The sequence below is a fragment of the Paenibacillus mangrovi genome (assembly GCF_022898935.1).
GTDB classification, from domain to species: domain Bacteria; phylum Bacillota; class Bacilli; order Paenibacillales; family Paenibacillaceae; genus Paenibacillus_AQ; species Paenibacillus_AQ mangrovi.
This window is the reverse complement of the sequence record NZ_JALIRP010000005.1, coordinates 309177-329572: the sequence shown is the minus strand read 5'-3', so window position 1 is coordinate 329572 and position 20396 is coordinate 309177. Positions and strand designations below refer to the sequence as shown.

Below are 20396 nucleotides of genomic sequence, written 5' to 3'. Positions count from 1 at the left end.
TTAGGTGGAATATATAAATTCTATAATCTAATAAAAAGGCACCCTTGGCAGGGTGCCTTTGCTTGTCTTTATGGAAGAATATTGCCCGCGGAACGGTAAATATCGTACCACTCTTCCCGCGTGAGACGGATTTCGGTTGCTTTCAAGCAATCCTTCAGGCGGTCGATATTCATTGTACCGATGACCGGCTGCATGTTCGCCGGATGACGAAGCAGCCAGGCGACAGCGATGGTTGTGTTGCTTACACCGTATTTGGCCGCAACCTCATCGATTTTTTGATTCAGCTCAGGGAATTTATCATTGCCGAGGAATACTCCCTCGAAGAATCCATACTGGAACGGAGACCAAGGCTGAATGGTGATGTCATGCAATCTGCAGAAATCGAGTACGCTGCCGTCACGGTTGACAGCTGCATTGTTCTCCATGTTTACGTTGAAGCCTTGGGAGATCATGGTGGTGTTTGTAATGCTGAGCTGAAGCTGGTTGGCCACGATCGGCTGCTTCACGAACTTTTGCAGCAGCTGAATTTGCATCGGATTCTGGTTGGAAACGCCGAAATGACGCACTTTGCCTGAGCTTTCCAGCAGAGCAAAAGCCTCGGCCACTTCTTCCGGTTCCACGAGCGTATCCGGGCGATGCAGACACAGGACATCCAGATAATCGGTTTGAAGACGTTTAAGGATGCCGTCGACCGAGTTCAGGATATGTTCTTTGGAGAAATCGAACATTCCCGGGCGGATGCCGCATTTAGATTGCAAAATGATCTTCTCCCGGACACTTGGGTTCATATGAATGGCTTCCGCGAAGCGTTCTTCCGCTGTGCCACCTCCGTAAATATCCGCATGTTCGAAGAAATTGGCTCCTTCTTCAATCGCCGTCTGAATGAAGCGTTCGGTTTGCTGCATATCCAGCGATCCGATGCGCATGCAGCCTACTGCAACAACAGGCACCTCTAGCGTACTCGTGCCCAGCTTGATCGTTCTCATGTCTATGTACCTCCGCATCTTTATAATAGAAACGTAAGATGGCGTTTAGCGTAAGCGCCTTCCCGTCTATTGTTGCACACGAAGAGAATGGTTTCAATATGCTTGACCGGGTTGATCCGACTCCGTATAAACGGATATCAAAATAATGGCCGGCCCATCGCCAATATTTTTGACGAGATGTGGTGTGCAGGCGTTCCATGAAAAAGAGTCCCCTTCGGCAAATTCAGCCGAATCCTCTCCCTGCTCGGCATAAATTCTCCCCTTCATAACGACATGCACTTCCTCACCCTCATGCGCATGCGGTGCTTCTCCGGTAGAGGCTCCGGGAGGGACTTCCACAAGCATCATTCTGACGTTCTTCGTTGAGCTCAGATGCTCTACTTTTAGCTGCTGGGACCCGCTTGTCGTGATCTTCCGCTCGTCTTTGCGGACAATATGCATGCGTTCTTCTTTTTTCAGAAGTAAATAAGCCAAAGGAACCTTTAAAGCCTGTGCGATATTCTCCAGTGTGGCGATGGAAGGCGAGGTTTTATTGGTTTCAACCTGGCTCAGGAAGCCTTGGGAAAGGCCTGTTTCTTCACATATTTGAGCAATCGTAATATTTTTTCGTTTCCGGATGGCCCGGATGTTGGAGCCGATGTCCATGGATTCACGCATCCTCTAAAATATTTGTAATACTGATTTTTTATTTATATTAACAAAATTTATATTGACATGCTAGCGGCAAACGCGTTAAATTACTCATATAAAATATATTTTATTATTACTAATATTTTCGGTGCGGCGTTCTGAAGTAACTGGAATCAGATACAGATATCCATAACCATAAGGAGTGATTTGATATGATGCCATCGTATTTTTTTGCGCATGGTGCACCTTCATTAGTGCTTGAAGAGCATGCGTACACCGATTTATTGAAAAATTTCGCTTCACATACAACCAAGCCCAAAGCAATCGTTATTTTCTCTGCCCATTGGGAAGAGCCTGTTCAAACCGTGAGCGCTGTTGATCTATACAGCACCATTTATGATTTTGGGGGATTCCAGGATGATCTTTACCGGATGACCTATCCGGCGCCGGGAGACCGTTCGCTTAGCGACCAGATCCAGTCTCTGTTCACGGAGCATGGCATTCCAAGCAGGCTGAATGAGGAGAGAGGGCTCGATCATGGTTCTTGGGCGGTTTTGAAGCTGGTGTACCCGGATGCGGATATTCCGGTCGTCGCGCTCTCGGTTAACCGTTATCTGACGAACGAGCAGCAGTATGAAATCGGAAAAGCATTATCGGAGCTAAGAGAACAGGATGTGCTTATTATTGGCAGCGGCGGAACCGTTCATAATCTGCGGAGTGTGAATTGGCGCGCGGAAGGAGTCGATGAATGGGCTGGAGCATTTGATGGCTGGCTACAGAGCAAGCTTGAGGCCTGGGATACAGAGTCGCTGTTTAAGTACCGTGAGCTCGCTCCCCATGCCCAAATGGCGGTACCGACAAGCGAGCATTTTATTCCTCTGCTGATTGCGATGGGCGCAGGGGATGCGAACCGGCAGGCAACTTTGCTGCACCGCAGCTACCAGTATGGCAATTTAAGCCTCAGCTGCTGGCAGTTTAATTAAAATGAAAGGCATCCTCCGGAGAGGGTGCCTTTTTCGTCATTTTGCAGCCGCGAGCACGCATATGGTTCCAACTAAGCTAAAAAACCCGGCGTGCGGTAACGAACCGTTTCTTCCATTGTCCGTCAAAGGCCTCGACATGAACGCCAAGCTCTTTGGAGTACGTATGCAAAATCTGATTATTCCCTGCATAAATGGCAACATGTCCAATATCCAGATTCCGTGCACTGAAGAACAACAGATCCCCTTTGCGCAGGTCATTGATGCTGACTTCCTTGCCCACTTTGGCTTGATCGTAGGATACACGGGGCAGGTCGATCGCCAGGGTATCCTGGAACACGCGCTTCACAAAAGAAGAACAGTCGAACGTTTTCGTCTGATCGGGGGAAGCTCCGAACACGTACGGTGCGCCCAAATATTTTTTGCCGTAAGCAATCAATGCATCACCCTGCAGTTCGGCGAGGGAAGGGCTTGTATAATCGGTATATTTCGGTTTGGCCGATATGTATCCAGTCTGGTTATCCTGGGTCCGTACCTCGAGCCAAAAGGCGTTAACCTCCCGGGTCACATGGACCTTCGTGCCTGCAGGCAGCAGATTAAGTACGGTGCCTTTCTCGGCATCAGGCAAACTTCGAAGATTGACTCCCCTCTGAATGGAGGTCTCATAACTGATGGCCGACGTGATCTGCACCGTCTTGGTGTTCGGATCCCAATTCACACTGCTGCCCAGAGCTTCGCTGACAAAACGCAGAGGGATTAATGTATAGCCGTTTACAATTTGACCGGGTACATCCACAGCTACTTTTTTTCCGTTGAGCGAGGCGGTATGTTCACCAATATGGTAGGTCAGCGTTGTCTTTCCCTTGGTCGCTATAACGGTTTTGCTCACATTGTTCCAGGACAGCTTGGCACCCTCCTCTTCAAATATCCCGCGCATAGGAACGAGTACGGTACCGTTTAGGTTGAGAGGTTCTACTTCGGTCTGCAGCTGATGGCCATCGATGTAGATGGATATCGGCTTGGCAGCCGTGTGGGTTTGAGGGGCCGTTTCCGCATGTGTTGGGGCTGCATATAACAGGGAAGCGGTTAATAGAAAAAGGAATGCTTTGCTTTTCGTCATCCATTCATCACCTTGCTGATTGATATAGTCATTCATATAGTTGGACGAGGGCTTGTTCAATTGGTTTTGTACCAAATAGTGGTAACATTTTGAGGGTGTTCGCGAAAGCTCGGATGGAAGGCATATATACTTGAAAATCCGCGTCAAATAGTTCAATATAAAGATATCAATCATTAAAATTTACACTTATATAAAGCAACTTACAAAAAAATAGGAGGCTGACCATGGAGATCGGAATAAGTACATTTGTAGAAACGACGCCGGATGTGCACACCGGTGAGGTCATCAGTCACGCACAGCGTCTGCGCGAGGTGGTGGAGGAAATTGTGCTGGCGGATCAGGTGGGGCTGGATGTATTTGGCGTGGGCGAACACCATCGGAAGGATTATGCCGCGTCTTCACCGGCGATGGTGCTCGCAGCGGCTGCGCCGCAGACGAAGCGGATCCGGCTGACCAGTGCGGTAACAGTACTCTCGTCTGATGATCCGGTGCGCGTATTCCAGGATTTCGCGACGCTGGATGGCATCTCGAACGGACGAGCGGAGATTATGGCAGGCCGGGGTTCTTTTATCGAATCATTCCCGTTGTTTGGCTATGATTTGAACGATTACGATGAGCTGTTTGATGAGAAACTGGAGCTGCTGCTCAAAATCCGGGAGTCCGAAAAAGTCACTTGGAAAGGCGGCCACCGGCCTGCCATTAACAATTTGGGTGTATACCCGCGTCCGGTTCAGGACCCTTTGCCGGTATGGATCGGAAGCGGTGGCAACCAGGAGTCGGTCATCCGTGCGGGTCTTCTGGGGCTGCCGCTGGTGCTGGCGATCATCGGAGGAAGACCAACGCAGTTTGCTCCGCTTGTCCAGATTTACAAGAGAGCGGCTGCCCATGCGGGCCATGATGTCTCGAAGCTGCCCGTAGCATCTCATTCGCATGGCTTTGTTGCAGAAGAGACCGAGCTTGCGGCCGATAAATTCTTCCCTTCCACACAGGCCAGTATGAATGTGCTCGGTAGGGAGCGGGGCTGGGGGCATTATGATCGAGCCAGCTTTGATTTTGCACGCAGCCCGGAAGGAGCGCTGTATGTAGGCGATCCGGAAACAGTGGCCCAAAAAATCATCGATCTGCGCAAACATGTGGGCATCACTCGCTTTATGCTCCATGTACCGGTAGGCTCCATGCCGCATGACGATGTCATGAGAGCCATCGAACTGTTTGGAACCAAGGCAGCACCTATCGTGCGCGATGAAATTGCCAGATGGGAAGCTGCGGGCCAGCCGCAGGAGTAAGATTGCCTCGGCTCGCGACTTGGTTTGCACACCGGGCCGAGAAAGAGACACTCGCATTCAGTGAATCAGCGCTCCAGCCATGAAAAGAAGAAGCGGCTCCTTGTCACAAGGGGCCGCTTCTTCTTTGTCTGGCAAAGGACGAGGCGTCATTTTCCACCAGGGTAGTTCTTTTTGCTCGTAACATAATGCTCTATGCCATCCAAAATCCGTTCCAATCCGAACTCGAAGTCATCCCCTACAGGATTTCCTCCTTCAATTTCATCCGTATACGCTCCTGACATCAAAATAGGATGCAGATGCGGATAACGTTCGGGAGTGACCAGCTTTTTAAGAGCGCTGCTGTAATCAATACCGCTGAATGTGCTTGGGCTTTTTCCGGCTTTTATCGCCAGGTCCATATCCTTCATAAGGATCCCGCATGAACGCGCATAGCTGCTTAAGAGGAGCACAATAGACATTTTCTCATAATCGTTCAGGGGGAGATCCCGAGTGGTCCACAGCCCCAAATCAACGATCTCCAGATTCTTCGGTGTAACGGGTACGCCGGAAATAGGAATGTCGGTAAACCAAGGATGCTCCCGCATGATATCGACACTGGCCCGGAAATAGATGCGCATCTTTTCCCGCCAATTGAGGTCCTGTCCGTCTTCATTCGGGATACCTCCCATATCGCAAGCCGCATCCATCATGAGCAGCAGCAGATCATCCTTGCTCGGAATGTATCGGTACAGAGACATGGTGGTAAAGCCCAAGGATGAGGCGACCCTGCTCATCGAGACGGCAGCCAGGCCTTCCTGGTCAGCAATCTCCATGGCGGCTTTCACGATTTTTTCGATGCTCATTTCCCGCTTGGGCCCACGCTGCGGCGGTTTAACGAGACCCCAGCTAAGGGCTATGCCTAGAGGCAGGTTATCTTCATTTTCATTCTCCATATGATTCACGCTTCTCCCATCGCTTCGTGTCAATTTACAGAAAGCCCCTATTATCCGTGCTATATTTCTCTGGCAATGAATCAGGAACATATTTAAAAAATAATCCGATTGTCATAAAAATTAGTGTTGCACTGTAATTGTATATAGAATATACTGTGTATGCAATAAACTGTTTATGTAATACACAAAAAATACGAAAATCGGTATAGGGAGGAAGATTCATGAGCTCGCTTGCGATTGAAGTTTCGGGTTTGGAGAAAAAATTCGGCCAGCAGACAGTTCTGAAAGGAATTGATTTGGCTGTTCCGCAGGGTAAGATCGTTGCGCTGCTCGGACCAAATGGTGCCGGCAAAACCACACTCATCAATATTCTCTCGACGCTTGTGACTCCGGATGCGGGATCCGCTAAGGTAGCGGGATATGACGTGGTCCGCAGCAAAGAAGAGGTGAAACGCTCAATAAGCTTGACGGGCCAGTTCGCCGCGGTCGATGAGGCTTTATCCAGTGAGGAAAATCTGCGGATGATGGGCAGACTTTGCGGACTCTCGTGCTCGGAAGCCCGTTTGCGGGCGAGCGAGCTGTTGGAGCATTTTGGTCTGACGGAGGTGGCCCGCAAACGCGTGAAGACTTTTTCAGGGGGGATGCGTCGGAGGCTGGATCTGGCAGTCAGCCTGGTGGTGCGCAGACCGATTATTTTTCTGGATGAGCCGACGACAGGGCTGGATACACGCAGCAGACGCGCCCTATGGGATATTATTCTCGATTTGTCGGCAAGCGGAGTTACCGTTTTTCTGACGACTCAGTACTTGGAAGAAGCTGATCAGCTGGCCGACACCATTGCCGTGATATCGGGCGGACGAATCGTAGCCCACGGGACTCCTACTGAGATGAAGGCCCGCATCGGTGGCGAGGTTGTTGAGCTGCGTAATGCCCAGGATGACGTCATCCGTGAGATTCCAACGGGCGGCAGCATCGCAGAGGTAAAGGATATCCTGGATAGTTTGGTGCATTCAGCAGAAGAAGGAACGCGGATCAGCATCCGCAGACCAAGCTTGGATGATGTATTCCTGGCGTTAACCGCAACGGAAAAGGGGGCTTCCTTATGATCCAATCAACCAATTCTCTCCGAAAACCATCGCAGCTGGTGACCGGCGGCGTGTTTATCGGTCGCAGTCTGCTGCACAGCATACGTAATATCGAGGCCCTGATGATGGCCATTATGCTTCCTATTATGCTGATGCTATTGTTTACCTATGTATTTGGCGGTGCCATCGATCCCGGCGGGGACTATGTGAATTACGTCGTTCCGGGAATTATCCTGCTGTGTGCGGGATTTGGATCGTCCAGTGTGGCTGTGGATGTATCAACCGATATGACGGGCGGTATTATTGACCGCTTCCAGACGATGCCGATCCGCAGTATCCACGTCATTACAGGACATGTCGTTGCAAGTCTGGTCCGGAACCTGGTCGCGACCGGCATTGTAATCGGAATTGCGCTGCTCGTCGGATTTCAACCGAATGCGGGAATAGCGGCCTGGGCCGGAGCAGTGGGTATGATAACCTTGTTCATCCTGACCTTTACATGGCTCTTCGCAGCGATCGGACTCGTCGCCAAAACGCCTGCTGCCGCAAGCGGGTACGGCTTTGCGCTGCTGTTTCTGCCATACCTGTCAAGTGCGTTTGTTCCGACGGATACCATGCCCAAGTGGCTCCAAGGCGTAGCGGAGCATCAGCCGATTACGCCGGTGATTGAGACGATTCGCGGGCTGCTAATGGGAACGCCGGTGAATAACCAAATCTGGTGGGCCCTTGGCTGGTGCGCTTTGATTCTGATTGCGGCGTTCATTTGGTCGAGATGGGCGTTCCGCAAGAAGGCAGGGCGCCGGTAGCAGCAGTTCATAATTCAATGGCAGCTTATAAATGAAGAACCCAGTGTTATCTCCCTTGTCACACAACAGCCCCCTATTTCGTTTCATGTTCAGAAGAAGCGAAGGGAGAGGAAGCAAATGAAAACATACACATGCGTTGTTGTAGGCGGAGGGTACGCTGGCATTCATGCCATCCAGGCGATTCGAAAGGCGGTTAACGAGGGAGCTATCCCAGGAAAAACAAGACTGATTCTCATCGATAAGCAGCCCTATCACCTGCGCAAAGTATTGCTTTTTCAACCAGCCGTTGAAGAAAAGGACATCACGGTCCCTTTTGAACAGCTGTTCCCACAAGGGCTGGAACGGATTGAAGCTCAAGTCACCCGCATTGAATCGGAGGAAAAAAGGTTGCACTACCAGGATGCTGAAGGCGCATCGTATGAGCTTGGTTATGACATTCTGGTGCTGACGGTGGGCAGCGTGGTGCGTGATCCCGGTACGGATCATGGGGGAATTGCCTTAACAGGTCTGCAAGCAGCCGTCAAAATCCGCGAAGTGTGGCAGGCTAATTTGAGGCAGGCGGAGGTGGAAACTCGCAGAGAGGAACGGAAACGGCTTCTGACGATCGCGGTTGCAGGCGCAGGCATCAGCGGCATCGAAACGGCGGCGGAGCTGGCTTGGGGAGTTCGTGCAGATGCAGAAGCACTGGGCATTGGACCGGAAGAGATCAACATCATGCTGTACAATGCCTTGGATCGTTTATTCCCGGAGGGCCCCGTTAAGGCAGGGCATAAACTGGAGCGTCTACTGGCTGCCAAAGGTGTAACGACGATCCATCAGCGCAAGGTACTGCAGGAAATGGACGGCGTACTAAGCCTGGCGGGTGGTGAAAGGGTTCCGGTGGGCTTATGTGTCTGGACCCTTGGAATGCAGCCGAATCCGGCGCTGCAGGACATGGGAGTGCCACTTACCCTGGAGGGTTATGTGCCTGTCGATGCAAGCTACCGGGTTCCAGGCGCCAAAGGTCTGTACAGCATTGGTGATTGCGCCCGGATCATGGATCCGGAAACGGGACGAGAGGACGGTAAAACCTGCAAGGAGGCATCGGCGCAGGCGGCAAGGCTGGGGCATGTCATCGGGGCGGATTTGTCGGGAAAGCCTGCACCACAGCATAAGCCGTATATGGACATTTTCTGCTTCGGTCTTGGACCGCAGCAAGGCATGATCTGGGCACGGCAGTGGGGCTTGGATCTTTTTATTACCGGAAAATTGGCTGGACGCATACGGAAAATGACATGGGATATCGCCAGTCTGCTAAAATAACGGTACATGAGTTGTTGGATGAGGAGAGAAGCAGATGCAGGAGCTTTATGAGCGGTACAAGAGTTTACTGTTTACGCTGGCCTACCAAATGACAGGCTCGGTCTCGGATGCGGAGGATGCTGTGCAGGATGTATTCGTGAAGATCTACGACGTGAAGCCAGAGCGGTTAACCGAGCCCAAGGCCTATTTGTGCAAAATGGTTACGAACCGCTGTCTGGATCTGCTTAGATCAGCCCGGAAGCGGCGGGAGCAGTATTTCGGGGAATGGCTTCCCGAGCCTATATTGACGCCTGCCCCTGATGCATCCGAAACCGTCATTCGCGGTGAGCTGTTGTCGTATGCCATGATGGTGCTGCTGGAAATGCTGAGCCCGGCGGAACGGGCGGTATTTGTGCTGCGCGAGGCTCTTGGGTTCGAACACAGCGCCATTGCCGAATTGCTTGATAAAAGCGAGCCAAACTGCCGCAAGCTGCTGAGCCGGGCACGGGGCAAAATGGGGCTTTCCCCGGATATGGATGTGCCGGTTCATGCCGAAGAGGCGAGCGAAGCGTGGGTGCGGCGCCTTTTGGCAGCAATTGAAAGCGGCCAGGTGAATGACGTGGTCTCTATTTTATCTGAGGATGTCGTGGCGATCACCGATGGAGGCGGAAAAGCTTGGGCAGCTGTGCATCCGATTCGTTCTGCGGACCGGGTGGCCAGGTTCCTCCTGGGGCTTATGCATAAAGCTCCGGAATATGTTGGTGAAATAGAGATGGAGCTAACCGACATCAATGGGCAAGCGGGCCTGCTGATCCGCTCGGAAGATCAAATTATTGCTGCGGTTCTGCTGCACGTTGAAGCGGATGCAGTCCGTAATCTGTACTTCATCAGAAATCCGGATAAACTGATATTTCGACAGTAAGTTTCGACAAATTTCGAAAAATATCTATAGCAATTTCTATCGTTTCCTACTAAACTAAAGTTAGTAAATAAAATAGGCTGAAGCACTGGAGAACCTTCAACCAATTTTAAGATATAAGAAAGTATAAACTTCGACGAGCCCACATCCTTATATCGCAAGAAAAACTACCTCTAAATGAGGTCTATCATCTGTGAAAGTACGTCGATAAACGTTTTTCTTATATCAATAGAAATAAGCTAAAGCTGATCCGGGCTTTAGCTTATTTGGTTATTTTGTATCGATAAAAGATAACTACAAACTTTAGCTCATTTTATCTGGGCATTTTAGTCGAGTAACATGTTAAATTGGCAAAACCTTGTATCATTCGGATTTATATTGCTATTCCGAGTAATCCGATATACAATGAAAAACAGTTTGAGAGATGGGGGATAAGACATCATGCGTAAATATTTATCAGGGGTCATTATTTTGGCATTGATGACCATGTTGGTCACTGCCTGCGGCTCCGGAGACAATTCCGGCAGCTCTGCTTCACCTTCCGACGCTTCGCAGACAGCCAGCGGGCAGCCGAAAGACGGCGGTAATCTCATTATCGGCGTTGCTTCCGATCCGGTCATCCTGAACCCGAACTATGCAAGCGACCGTGTCAGCTTGACGATTGACCAAGCCCTTTATGCACCTCTTTTTCAAGTGAATAATGGCAAGAAGACGTTTTATCTAGCCGACAGCCTGGAGCCGTCTGCTGATAAATTGACCTATACGTTGAAGCTCAAAAGCGGTCTGACTTGGCATGATGGAGAGAAATTGACGGCGGATGACGTTGTGTTCACGTTCGACAAGATTATGGACGAGAAACAAAACAGTATGCTGAGAAGCAACTTCATCATCGACGGCAAACCAGTCAAAGCGGTGAAAATCGACGACACCACGGTGGAATTCAAGCTTCCGCAGGTCAGCCCGGCATTCGAAGCCGCACTGGTGCAGGTATCGCCGATTCCGAAGCATATTTTTGAGAATGAAGCAGATATCGAGAAGAGCCCTAAGAACAACACACCTGTAGGTTCCGGACCGTTCAAGTTCAAGGAATACAAAACAGGCGAGTATGTAACCTTGGAGCGTTTTGATAACTACTTCGGCGGCAAACCGCATCTGGATTCGATCACGTACCGGATTTCCAAAGATGCTAACGCATCGAACCTGGCCCTGCAAAACGGCGAAATCAATGTGAAATATGTAGATCCGCAGGACGCGGCGACTATCGAATCTACCGGTAATTTTGATATGAAGAACTACAGCGAAGGCCGCTTGTCTTACTTGATCTTCAATGAGAAGAGCGACACGGGCCTCCTTGCTAATAAAGAAGTCAGAGAAGCATTGTCCTACGCTTTGAACCGTGATGAGCTGATTCAAGTGGCTTATACTTCAGCTGACTATGCCGATCCGGCCAAATCCTTTGTTACACCTGACGCCTTGTACCATGACAACAACGTACCGACGTATGACAATGACGTGGAAAAAGCCAAACAAATGCTGCAGGCAAACGGTGTAACCGGAAAGACGCTGCGTTTTATCGTAGCGAGCGGAAACAAATCTCAGGAAGCCATTTCCCTCTATGTTCAGCAAAAGCTGAAAGATGTTGGCGTGAACGTGGAAATTCAATCCATGGATTCATCCGCATACACTGCCAAATATACAGATCCTAACGCTACTGACTATGAGCTGGCAGTAGGCGGATATATTATGGGCTTCGATCCTGATGCATACAGCATGCTGTATACGACAGGCGCCGACTCCAACTATACGCATTACTCCAATCCAGAGGTGGATAAGCTCTTCCAGCAAGGCGCAAGCGAAGCCGATGATACAAAACGCGGAGAAATCTATAAAAAGCTGCAGGAAACCATCGCTTCCGATGCGGTCATCTATCCGATCGCTTATACGAAAACAATCGTTGCTGTGGACAAGAGATACGGCGGCCTGGATGAGGCTGTGCTGAAACCGGTTGTTATCTTTGAAGATTTGTCCAAGCTTTACCAAAAATAAAAGTTTATCATTCCAAGTTCATTGTAATCTGAAACGGAGCTGCGCCCTTAGGGTGCAGCCGTTTCCGTTTCTATTGTTCTACTTTATTTTCATTTGAGAGAGAACGTATTTTTTAAGATTATAAAAGTTCTTATCTGAACGAAGCTAGGAGACTAAAAGCATGAGAAGACTGATCGTCAGAAGATTGTTGCAAACTCTGCCTATGCTGTTTTTTGTGTCGATCGTCTGCTTCATTTTGGTGAAAGCGGCGCCCGGGGATCCCGTGCGTTCTTTTGTTACACCGAACATGCATGCGGCGGACATTGAACGCGTTAGGCATAACCTGGGCTTGGACCAGCCTTTATATGTTCAATATTTTATGTGGCTGAAGGAGTGTCTGACGGGTAATTTTGGCTACTCGCTCGTCAATCACCAGCCGGTCCTTGACCAGATCTTGGAGCGCTTGCCTGCAACCGCAGGTTTGATGGCGTCGGCGATCGCTCTGGCAGTCATTATAGCCATTCCTCTCGGTTTGGCCGCAGGAGCTAACCGCGGCCGATGGGTGGACAAGCTGGTGAACATGATCGCATATATCGGGAATTCGCTTCCTCTCTTTTGGCTGGCGATCCTGATGATATACTTTTTCTCCATTAAATTGCACTGGCTGCCGAGCATGGGGATGCGTACCATCGGCACGGATTCGGCGCTTGATGTCATTAAGCACGGCATTCTGCCATGTATCGTCCTGGCCATCGGTTTCTTGTCAGTGTATGTGCGTTATATCCGCTCAAGCACTATCAGCCAGCTGAGGGAAGACTACGTGCAGATCCAATATGCCTTTGGTTCGACGAAGCGAAGAATATTGTTCCGGCATGTCATGAAGCATGTACTGCTTCCCATCATTACGCTGCTGGGCATGTCCATGGGCGACCTGGTCGCCGGAGCCATCGTGACAGAGACGGTATTTTCCTGGCCGGGCATCGGTTCCCTCGGCATGACAGCTGTACGGGGAATGGATTACCCTGTCATTCTGGGCATAACATTATTCTCGTCCGTTCTGCTGATTCTGGGTAACTTGCTCGCGGATATCCTGTACGGCATCGTGGATCCGAGAATTAAAACAACGAGGTGATCTCATGAAACGGAGTAAATGGGTTAATGTTGCCCGCGAGCTGAAGGGGAACAAACTGGGGATCGCCGCGGCTATTATTTTGCTTGTGATTACCCTGGCTGCAATCTTTGCATTTTTGTCCTCTAAGGACCCGAACCAAATCAATGCGCTCGAGCGGCTGCAGCCGCCAAGCAAGGATCATTGGTTCGGCACGGATGATTATGGACGGGATACGTTTACGAGAGCGCTATATGGCGGCCGCGTCTCGCTGATGGTTGGCTTTCTATCGATGATTCTGGCGACGGTGATCGGCGTGACGGTCGGCATTATCAGCGGCTACTTCGGCGGATGGATCGACAGCCTGTTGATGCGTCTGCTCGATATCATCATGTCGATTCCGTCATTCCTGGTCCTGCTGCTGCTCAGCGTGTATCTGAAGCCGAGCGTGGGCAACATCATTATTATTATTTCACTGCTGATGTGGATGAGCATTGCCCGGGTCGTCCGGGCGGAGACGATGGCGCTGAAGCAGCGGGAGTACGTCCTGTATGCCAAGGCATCGGGTCAAAGCTCCATCGGGATTATCCGGAAGCATATTCTTCCCGGACTCTTGTCCGTCATCATTGTCGGTGCGACGAATAACATCGCTTCGGCGATTATGATGGAATCATCCCTCAGCTTTTTGGGCTTTGGTGTGCATCAGCCAGATGCGACATGGGGCAGCATGCTGAACGGGGCTCAGGGATATATTGCCCAGGCACCCTACATGGCGCTGTTCCCGGGTCTGCTAATATTCCTAACAGTCCTTAGCTTTAATATACTTGGTGATATTCTGCGCGTCGGTCTTGAACCGAAGCTTGGTAAAAGATAAACCGCCGGCGTAAGGCAATGAAGGGGTGAGAAACCAATATGACAAAACAACTGCTGACCGTCGATGACTTAAAGGTCTCATTCCAAACCAGGGACGGACAAAACCAAGCGGTACGCGGTGTCAGCTTTCACGTTGACGCCGGGGAAACGGTAGGCATTGTCGGTGAATCCGGCAGTGGCAAGAGCGTGACGGCAAAAGCCATCATGGGCCTCATTGCGCCCCCGGGGAAAATAACAAGCGGTAGCGTTTCTTTTCAGGGAGAGAACCTTGGGAAGCTAAGTGCTAGCCAGTGGCGCAAGCTCCGGGGCAACCGGATTGCCATGGTGTTTCAGGATCCGATGACGTCGCTGAATCCGGTCAAAACGATCGGTTTTCAGATGACGGAAGTCATCCGCCGTCACCGCGGGCTCGGCAAGAAAGAGGCGCTTCAGGAAGCGGTAGAAATGCTTCGCAAGGTGGGCATTACCGAGCCGGAGCGCCGCGTGAAACAGTATCCGCATGAATTCAGCGGCGGGATGCGCCAGCGCGTGATGATTGCGATGGCTCTGTCCTGCAGTCCGGAGCTGCTGATTGCCGACGAACCGACAACGGCGCTCGATGTAACGATTCAGGCGCAAATTCTCGATCTACTGAAGCAGCTGAAGGAAGAATCAGATACCGCCGTGATGCTCATTACCCATGATCTGGGCGTCGTCGCGCAGGTATGCTCCCGCGTTGTCGTTATGTACGGCGGGATGGTGATGGAAGAGGGAACGGTCGAGGATATTTTCTATTCTACAGGCCACCCGTATACCCAAGGCCTGCTGCGTTCGGTTCCCAAGCGTGCAGGGGCGAGCCGGGAGCGGCTTGTGCCGATTGAGGGCTCGCCGCCCGATCTGATCAATCCGCCGTCTGGCTGCCCGTTCAGAGACCGCTGCCCGTATGCGTCTGACAAGTGCTCGGAGCTGCCGCCGATGGCGGAGCTTGGAGAAGGGCACCGTTCCCTGTGCTGGCTCGTGCAGGACAAGAGCACGCTGGATGAGGCGTTAGCGGGGGAGGAGCAGACAAATGAGTGAGAATATCATGGTCGACGTACGCAACCTGAAGAAGCATTTTACGAAGGGCACGGAGGTACTGAAGGCGGTGGATGGCGTCAGCTTCCAGATCCGCAAAGGCGAGACGTTCGGACTCGTCGGTGAATCCGGCAGCGGCAAATCGACAGTTGGACGCTGCTTGATCCGGCTTTATGATTACACCGATGGCGAGGTTTATTTTGACGGCCAGAACCTGTCGAAGCTCGGCGATAAGCAGCTAAAGCCGTTCCGCCGACGGATTCAGACGATTTTTCAGGATCCGTACTCCTCATTGAATCCGAGCATGAGCGTGCTGGAGCTGATCGGTGAACCGATGGATATCCACGGCATCTATAAGAAGCCGGATGAGCGGAAAGAATTCGTCTCCAGCCTGCTGGAGAAGGTCGGACTCAAGCGTGAGCATCTGTACCGTTATCCGCATGAATTCAGCGGTGGACAGCGGCAGCGGATTTCTATTGCGCGGGCCTTGTCCGTGCGTCCGGACTTTGTCGTCTGTGACGAGCCGATTTCGGCACTCGACGTGTCGGTGCAGGCACAGGTCGTCAACATGCTCGAAGATCTGCAGGCCGAATTCGGCCTGACCTATCTGTTCATCGCGCATGACCTGTCTATGGTTCGCCATATTTCCGACCGTATCGGGGTGATGTACAGAGGCCGTTTGGTGGAGGTCGCGGAAAGCGACGAGCTGTATGACAATCCGCTGCATCCTTACACGAAGGCGCTTCTCTCCTCCATTCCAATTCCGGATCCACGTGCGGCAAGTGAGAGATTGGCGGTTAAATATGAAGTTCCCACGGCGAAAGACGGCGTGGTGCCTGAGTTGCGGGAAGTGAGTCCGGGTCATTTTGTGGCCGACATTTAAGTGAAGGGGGCAACAAGGATGGAAGAGAATCGAAGCGTCAAGCTATCTCAATGGAATGCGTTAATGCTGGAAGGACTTCGGGCGTACGGCTGGTCGAACGATGAGCTGTTGCAAAGAGTACAGGAACGGAATTTGCCTGAGGATCACAGCATTTATGAATTTGATTATCAGGAATTGGCGGCATTTGCCGCGGCAGAGCCTGAGACTTTCGAGTCTGCAGTCAAGAATGGTTATTCTATCAAATACAACACGCTTGGCGGCCTTCGTTCCTGGATTGCGGTTGCGTACGGTCTGGAGTCAGAGGTCAATCGTGAACCAGGGCAAGAGTCGGTGATCACCAAGCTTACGGAGAGCCAAAAAAATCGGCTGGAGTCAGTCCTCTCTTTGGGCTGGACGGTTCAGGCCGAGGCAGACAAACCCGGCGTATACCGGGTCGTTCCGACTCACCGTTAATCTATAAGTATTTCGCCTTCTCGGGTTGAGCCGACATGCCTCAGGCATGGGCCAAGCTCGGGAGGGCGTTTTTTCTCTATGAATGGTGCCTATTATTTCTTCAAAAGCAAATAGATAAAGTATGGCGCGCCGATCAGAGCGACCACGATTCCCGCAGCCAGCCCGTCCGGCTGTGCTACCTGGCGGCCGATGGTGTCGGCAAGCAGGAGCAGCCAGCCTCCGATCAGGATCGCTACAGGGATAAACACTTGGTTCCTCGGTCCGACCAGTGCCTTCGCGATATGCGGCGCCATCAGCCCGATAAACGCGATGCCTCCCGTAACCGAAACGGCGGATGCCGCCAGCGCGACGGCCGTAAGCAGGAGCACAATCCGCTCCTTGTTCAGCGATACGCCTACGCCGATGGCTACAGGTTCGCTGAGTGACAAGAGATTTAACCGGTTGGCCTTGTACATCGTAAAAGGAATCAGGATGATAAGCCAAGGCAGAATCGCCCAGACAAAGGGCCAATCCGCGCCCCAGACGCTGCCTGCAAGCCATTTGGAGATAAAATCGACCTTCTCCCGCTCGGCGGAAGAAACAAGCACGATCATGACGCCGGAGAGCGCCATGGAGAATCCCACGCCCATAAGCACCATTCGTACCGGCTGCAGACCGGTTTTGCGATTATAGGAAAATAAATAGATGAGGCAGGCAGTGACTACTGCGCCGGCGAAAGCGACCACGGGCACTAGATAAACAAACGAACCCGCGTCAATTGGCACGTACAGGAAGAACAGCGCAACCGCCACCCCGGCGCTGGAGTTAATGCCGACAATGCCGGGGTCGGCCAAATCATTGCGGGTAATTCCTTGCAGAATCGAACCAGAGAGCGCAAGCGCCATGCCGGCGAGGAGCGTAATGATAATCCGCGGCAGGCGCAAGGAGAACAGTACGAAGTTCTCCTTAAACGTTCCTTGTCCAAGCAGCGTCGGAATGAGCCGGTCAAACGACAGGGAAGAGGACCCGAGCCCCATGCTCACGACGATGGTCAGCACGATCAGTATAAACAGGACGAGCAGAATGAGCCGCTGCTTCCGGATGAGAGACGGTTGAATCATGAGAATGCTCTCCCTCCTTTACGTACGATGATCAGGAAGAAGGGCAGGCCCAGAACGGCCACAATGGCCGACACGGGCGCTTCGTAAGGCGCACTGATCGTCCGGGCCAGCGTGTCGGCAAGCATCATGAACGATGCTCCTACGATGGCAGACATCGGAATGATGAAGCGGTAGTCGGTACCGACAATGGCACGCACGATATGCGGAATCATCAGGCCGATAAAAGTCAGGCTGCCGACCAGAGCGACCGAAGCGCCTGCCAGCATCACTGTTACAACAAATAAAATCGCTTTGATGCGGGCGGTTTTTTGTCCGAGACCCACGGCTACTTCTTCGCTGAGACTTAGAATCGTCAACTGCTTGGACAGTAGCATGGCGATGATAATCCCAACGACGATAAAAGGTACAATGACCTTTAATTGCTCCCAATTGGCGCCGATCAGGCCGCCAGAGGTCCACATGGAGACGTCCTTGGAAATTTTAAAGGTAATGCCCACGCCGTCCGCAACAGCATACAGAAAAGCCGAGATGGCTGCGCCCGCAAGTACGATGCGGAGTGGGGAGAAGCCACCTCTTTTGACAGCGCTGATGCCGAATACGAGGCCCGCACCGACGGCAGCGCCGATAAAGCAAGCGATCATCAGGCCGAAATAATTGACGGAAGGCATAAGTGCAATCGTCACAGCGAGTGCCGCATTGGCTCCGGCCGTTAAACCGAGAAGTCCCGGATCAGCCAGCGGGTTGCGTGTCATTCCCTGCATAATAGCGCCGGAGACGGCTAAGGCTGCACCGACGAAAATCGCTGCGATTTCACGCGGAAGGCGGATTTCGCGGATGACGGACAGCTTCTCGCCATCACTGCTGCTTGTCAGGGCAGCCCATACATCCATGAAGGAGGTTTGGGCTGCTCCGAGTACCATTGCAAGGAAAAATAGGCCGATAAAGAGCAGTACTGCTGCGAGTATTTTATAGATAAAAGGGATTCGTTCAAGCTTCATTTTCATAACGCATTACTTCCCCAGAAAGTTTTTAATGAAGAAATCAAGCTGATAATCCAGTGTGATCGGATCGTTGAAATAGAAGGCTTTGGCATCGGCCTCGTACACATGGTTGTTTTTAACCGCAGGGATATTTTTATAGGTGCTCGTTTCTTCGAAAGAGTTGTCGGCATCTTTATTTTTGCTGAAAATCACATAGTCGCCGGCGAATTCCGGCAATACTTCAGGAGATATCGCATAGTAACCTTCTTTGAGAGCGGAGGCCTTCACTTTCTCAGGCATTTTCAGCTTCATCTGCTGATACAGAATTTCGGTGCCGCGGCCCCAGTTGTCGCCGAAAACATACAGCTGCTTGTCGAAGCTTTCAATCACGGAAACGGTCGCATCCTCGCCGATTTTGGCTTTGATTTCATCGCCGGCTTTTCCCGCACGGGCTTTGAAGTCATCGACCCAGGCCTCAGCTTCCTTCTCTTTGTTCAAGAGCTTGCCGATTTCCAGATGCTGCGTCAGGTAGTCTACTTTTCCGTAAGTAAAAGTAACGGTTGGAGCAATCTGTTTCAGCTTGTCGATATTTTTGATATTGGACAGGCCGATGATTAGATCCGGGTTCAGTTCAATGATTTGTTCCAGGTTTTCATCCGAAACCTCTTGAACATCCTTCAATTTATCCTGGAAGTTCGGGTTCATCTTCGACCAGGAGTCGACGCCCACCAGATTCACGCCCAGAGACAACACATTGCCGGCAAAACTCGAGAGGACCACGACGCGCTTCGGATCAGCAGGAACTTCAACCGGGCCGTTCTCCGACTGATAAATAATCGTTTGAGGCTTGGCGCTATCAGCGGCTGCATTACCTTCGACTTTATCGCCGGACGGCTCGCTGGCTTGTTTATTACCGCAGGCGCTTAAGACCAAGATGAGGCAGAATAAGAGTGGTAAAAACGCTTTTTTCATGAGTGCAGACTCCTTTTATAAGAGATTATTTTCACAATGTAAGGACTGTTCAAAATCCTTTATTTAATCAGGTTGTAAGTGACGCACATCGGCTTATCCGTACGAGGATCGCGTCCGATGGCCGCGTCGATTTGATATACCTGCCTCAGTACGTCGTGGTTGATTACTTCTTCGCTGCTGCCCGTTTTGACAATTTCTCCGTTCTTCAGGGCGATGAGATAGTCCGCAAACCGCGCGGCCTGATTGATATCATGAAGCACCATGACGATCGTGCGCTGCTGTTCCATATTCAGCTTCTTGAGCAGCTCCAATACCTCCAGCTGGTGCGCCATATCAAGGTATGTAGTCGGCTCATCGAGGAAAATAATATCGGTTTCCTGGGCCAGCGCCATGGCAATCCATACTCGTTGACGCTGCCCGCCGGAGAGTGTATCTACTGAGCGGAACTTGTAATCCTTCGTACCTGTTTTCTCAAGCGCCCAATCGATGATCTCGTAATCCCGTGTTGTCAGGCGCCCAAAGCCTTTTTGATAAGGAAAACGTCCGTAAGATACCAGTTCGCCGACGGTCAGTCCCGCTGCGCTTTCCGGAGTCTGCGGCAGGATGGCCATCTTTCTCGCCAGCTGCTTTGTATTTTCCTTGGCAATATTTTCACCGTCCAGGATAACGGCTCCGGCTTGATGCGGAATGATCCGTGTGATGGCTTTCAGCAGTGTGGATTTGCCACAGCCGTTAGAGCCGATGATGGCGGTGATCTTTTGATCGGGAATGTTCACACTGAGATTCTTTATGATAGAGCGTTCGCCGTATCCAATACTTAGTTCCGTTGTGTACAGCCGAAACATGACCTGCCCTCCTATATGAGTAAAATGTTTATGTGAGACAAATAGTGATAATGATTCTCAGTATCATCAAAAGGATAAG

Annotated in this window: 20 protein-coding genes; 12 read left to right on the top strand and 8 right to left on the bottom strand. The window is 51.2% G+C overall.

Features of this window, described 5'->3' with window-relative positions; all coding sequences use genetic code 11:
* Positions 1-68: 68 nt before the first annotated feature.
* Positions 69-986: an aldo/keto reductase gene (locus MUG84_RS14495; protein WP_244725775.1), complete on the bottom strand. Its 918-nt coding sequence runs from the start codon at positions 984-986 to the stop codon at positions 69-71.
* A gap of 93 nt (positions 987-1079) precedes the next feature.
* Positions 1080-1631 (bottom strand): helix-turn-helix domain-containing protein, encoded by a 552-nt coding sequence (locus MUG84_RS14490; RefSeq protein ID WP_244725773.1) that lies wholly within the window; start codon positions 1629-1631, stop codon positions 1080-1082.
* A gap of 197 nt (positions 1632-1828) precedes the next feature.
* On the opposite strand from MUG84_RS14490, the gene MUG84_RS14485 reads away from it, so the two are divergent.
* A complete protein-coding gene (locus MUG84_RS14485; protein WP_244725771.1) occupies positions 1829-2599 on the top strand; it encodes a DODA-type extradiol aromatic ring-opening family dioxygenase in 771 nt (256 codons plus the stop codon).
* A 76-nt stretch (positions 2600-2675) separates the two neighbouring features.
* On the opposite strand, the gene MUG84_RS14480 is transcribed toward MUG84_RS14485, so the two are convergent.
* Positions 2676-3716 (bottom strand): stalk domain-containing protein, encoded by a 1041-nt coding sequence (locus MUG84_RS14480; protein WP_244725768.1) that lies wholly within the window; start codon positions 3714-3716, stop codon positions 2676-2678.
* A gap of 224 nt (positions 3717-3940) precedes the next feature.
* Here MUG84_RS14480 and MUG84_RS14475 point away from each other — a divergent pair, with 224 nt between their 5' ends.
* Complete coding sequence (locus MUG84_RS14475) at positions 3941-5002, top strand: LLM class flavin-dependent oxidoreductase (protein ID WP_244725766.1); 1062 nt, start codon at positions 3941-3943, stop codon at positions 5000-5002.
* Positions 5003-5148: 146 nt separating this feature from the next.
* On the opposite strand, the gene MUG84_RS14470 is transcribed toward MUG84_RS14475, so the two are convergent.
* A complete protein-coding gene (locus MUG84_RS14470; protein WP_342346117.1) occupies positions 5149-5967 on the bottom strand; it encodes a TetR/AcrR family transcriptional regulator in 819 nt (272 codons plus the stop codon).
* 188 nt (positions 5968-6155) lie between these two features.
* Between MUG84_RS14470 and MUG84_RS14465 the strand changes: the two genes are divergently transcribed.
* From MUG84_RS14465 to MUG84_RS14420, 10 genes are all read left to right on the top strand, one after another.
* Positions 6156-7040: an ATP-binding cassette domain-containing protein gene (locus MUG84_RS14465; RefSeq protein WP_244725764.1), complete on the top strand. Its 885-nt coding sequence runs from the start codon at positions 6156-6158 to the stop codon at positions 7038-7040.
* Positions 7037-7825, top strand: a complete 789-nt coding sequence (locus MUG84_RS14460) for an ABC transporter permease (protein WP_244725762.1) — start codon at positions 7037-7039, stop codon at positions 7823-7825. The genes MUG84_RS14465 and MUG84_RS14460 overlap by 4 nt, the downstream gene beginning before the upstream one ends.
* 117 nt (positions 7826-7942) lie before the next feature.
* Complete coding sequence (locus tag MUG84_RS14455) at positions 7943-9127, top strand: NAD(P)/FAD-dependent oxidoreductase (protein ID WP_244725760.1); 1185 nt, start codon at positions 7943-7945, stop codon at positions 9125-9127.
* Between the two features lie 34 nt (positions 9128-9161).
* Positions 9162-10028, top strand: a complete 867-nt coding sequence (gene sigJ, locus MUG84_RS14450; RefSeq protein ID WP_244725758.1) for an RNA polymerase sigma factor SigJ — start codon at positions 9162-9164, stop codon at positions 10026-10028.
* A 438-nt stretch (positions 10029-10466) separates the two neighbouring features.
* Positions 10467-12071, top strand: a complete 1605-nt coding sequence (locus MUG84_RS14445) for an ABC transporter substrate-binding protein (RefSeq protein WP_244725756.1) — start codon at positions 10467-10469, stop codon at positions 12069-12071.
* Between the two features lie 160 nt (positions 12072-12231).
* Positions 12232-13182: an ABC transporter permease gene (locus MUG84_RS14440; RefSeq protein ID WP_244725754.1), complete on the top strand. Its 951-nt coding sequence runs from the start codon at positions 12232-12234 to the stop codon at positions 13180-13182.
* 4 nt (positions 13183-13186) lie between these two features.
* Positions 13187-14032, top strand: a complete 846-nt coding sequence (locus MUG84_RS14435) for an ABC transporter permease (RefSeq protein WP_244725752.1) — start codon at positions 13187-13189, stop codon at positions 14030-14032.
* Positions 14033-14070: 38 nt separating this feature from the next.
* Positions 14071-15087, top strand: coding sequence for an ABC transporter ATP-binding protein (locus tag MUG84_RS14430; RefSeq protein WP_244725750.1), 1017 nt, complete (start codon positions 14071-14073; stop codon positions 15085-15087).
* On the top strand, positions 15080-15967 hold the full coding sequence (locus tag MUG84_RS14425; protein WP_244725748.1) for an ABC transporter ATP-binding protein: 888 nt from the start codon (positions 15080-15082) through the stop codon (positions 15965-15967). Before MUG84_RS14430 ends, MUG84_RS14425 begins: the two co-directional genes overlap by 8 nt.
* Positions 15968-15985: 18 nt before the next feature.
* Complete coding sequence (locus MUG84_RS14420) at positions 15986-16420, top strand: hypothetical protein (protein ID WP_244725746.1); 435 nt, start codon at positions 15986-15988, stop codon at positions 16418-16420.
* A 92-nt stretch (positions 16421-16512) separates the two neighbouring features.
* Here the strand turns inward: MUG84_RS14420 and MUG84_RS14415 are convergent, their stop codons facing one another.
* From MUG84_RS14415 to MUG84_RS14400, 4 genes are read right to left on the bottom strand one after another with little or no spacing between them, the layout of a single operon-like run.
* Entirely contained in the window at positions 16513-17520 is a 1008-nt protein-coding gene (locus MUG84_RS14415; RefSeq protein WP_244725743.1) for a FecCD family ABC transporter permease, read from the bottom strand.
* Complete coding sequence (locus MUG84_RS14410) at positions 17517-18524, bottom strand: FecCD family ABC transporter permease (protein ID WP_244725741.1); 1008 nt, start codon at positions 18522-18524, stop codon at positions 17517-17519. The genes MUG84_RS14415 and MUG84_RS14410 overlap by 4 nt, the downstream gene beginning before the upstream one ends.
* 6 nt (positions 18525-18530) lie before the next feature.
* The gene (locus MUG84_RS14405) at positions 18531-19472 is read right to left on the bottom strand and encodes an iron-hydroxamate ABC transporter substrate-binding protein (RefSeq protein ID WP_244725740.1); all 942 of its coding nucleotides are present in this window, start codon (positions 19470-19472) and stop codon (positions 18531-18533) included.
* A 59-nt stretch (positions 19473-19531) separates the two neighbouring features.
* Entirely contained in the window at positions 19532-20317 is a 786-nt protein-coding gene (locus MUG84_RS14400) for an ABC transporter ATP-binding protein (RefSeq protein WP_244725739.1), read from the bottom strand.
* Between the last annotated feature and the right edge of the window lie 79 nt (positions 20318-20396).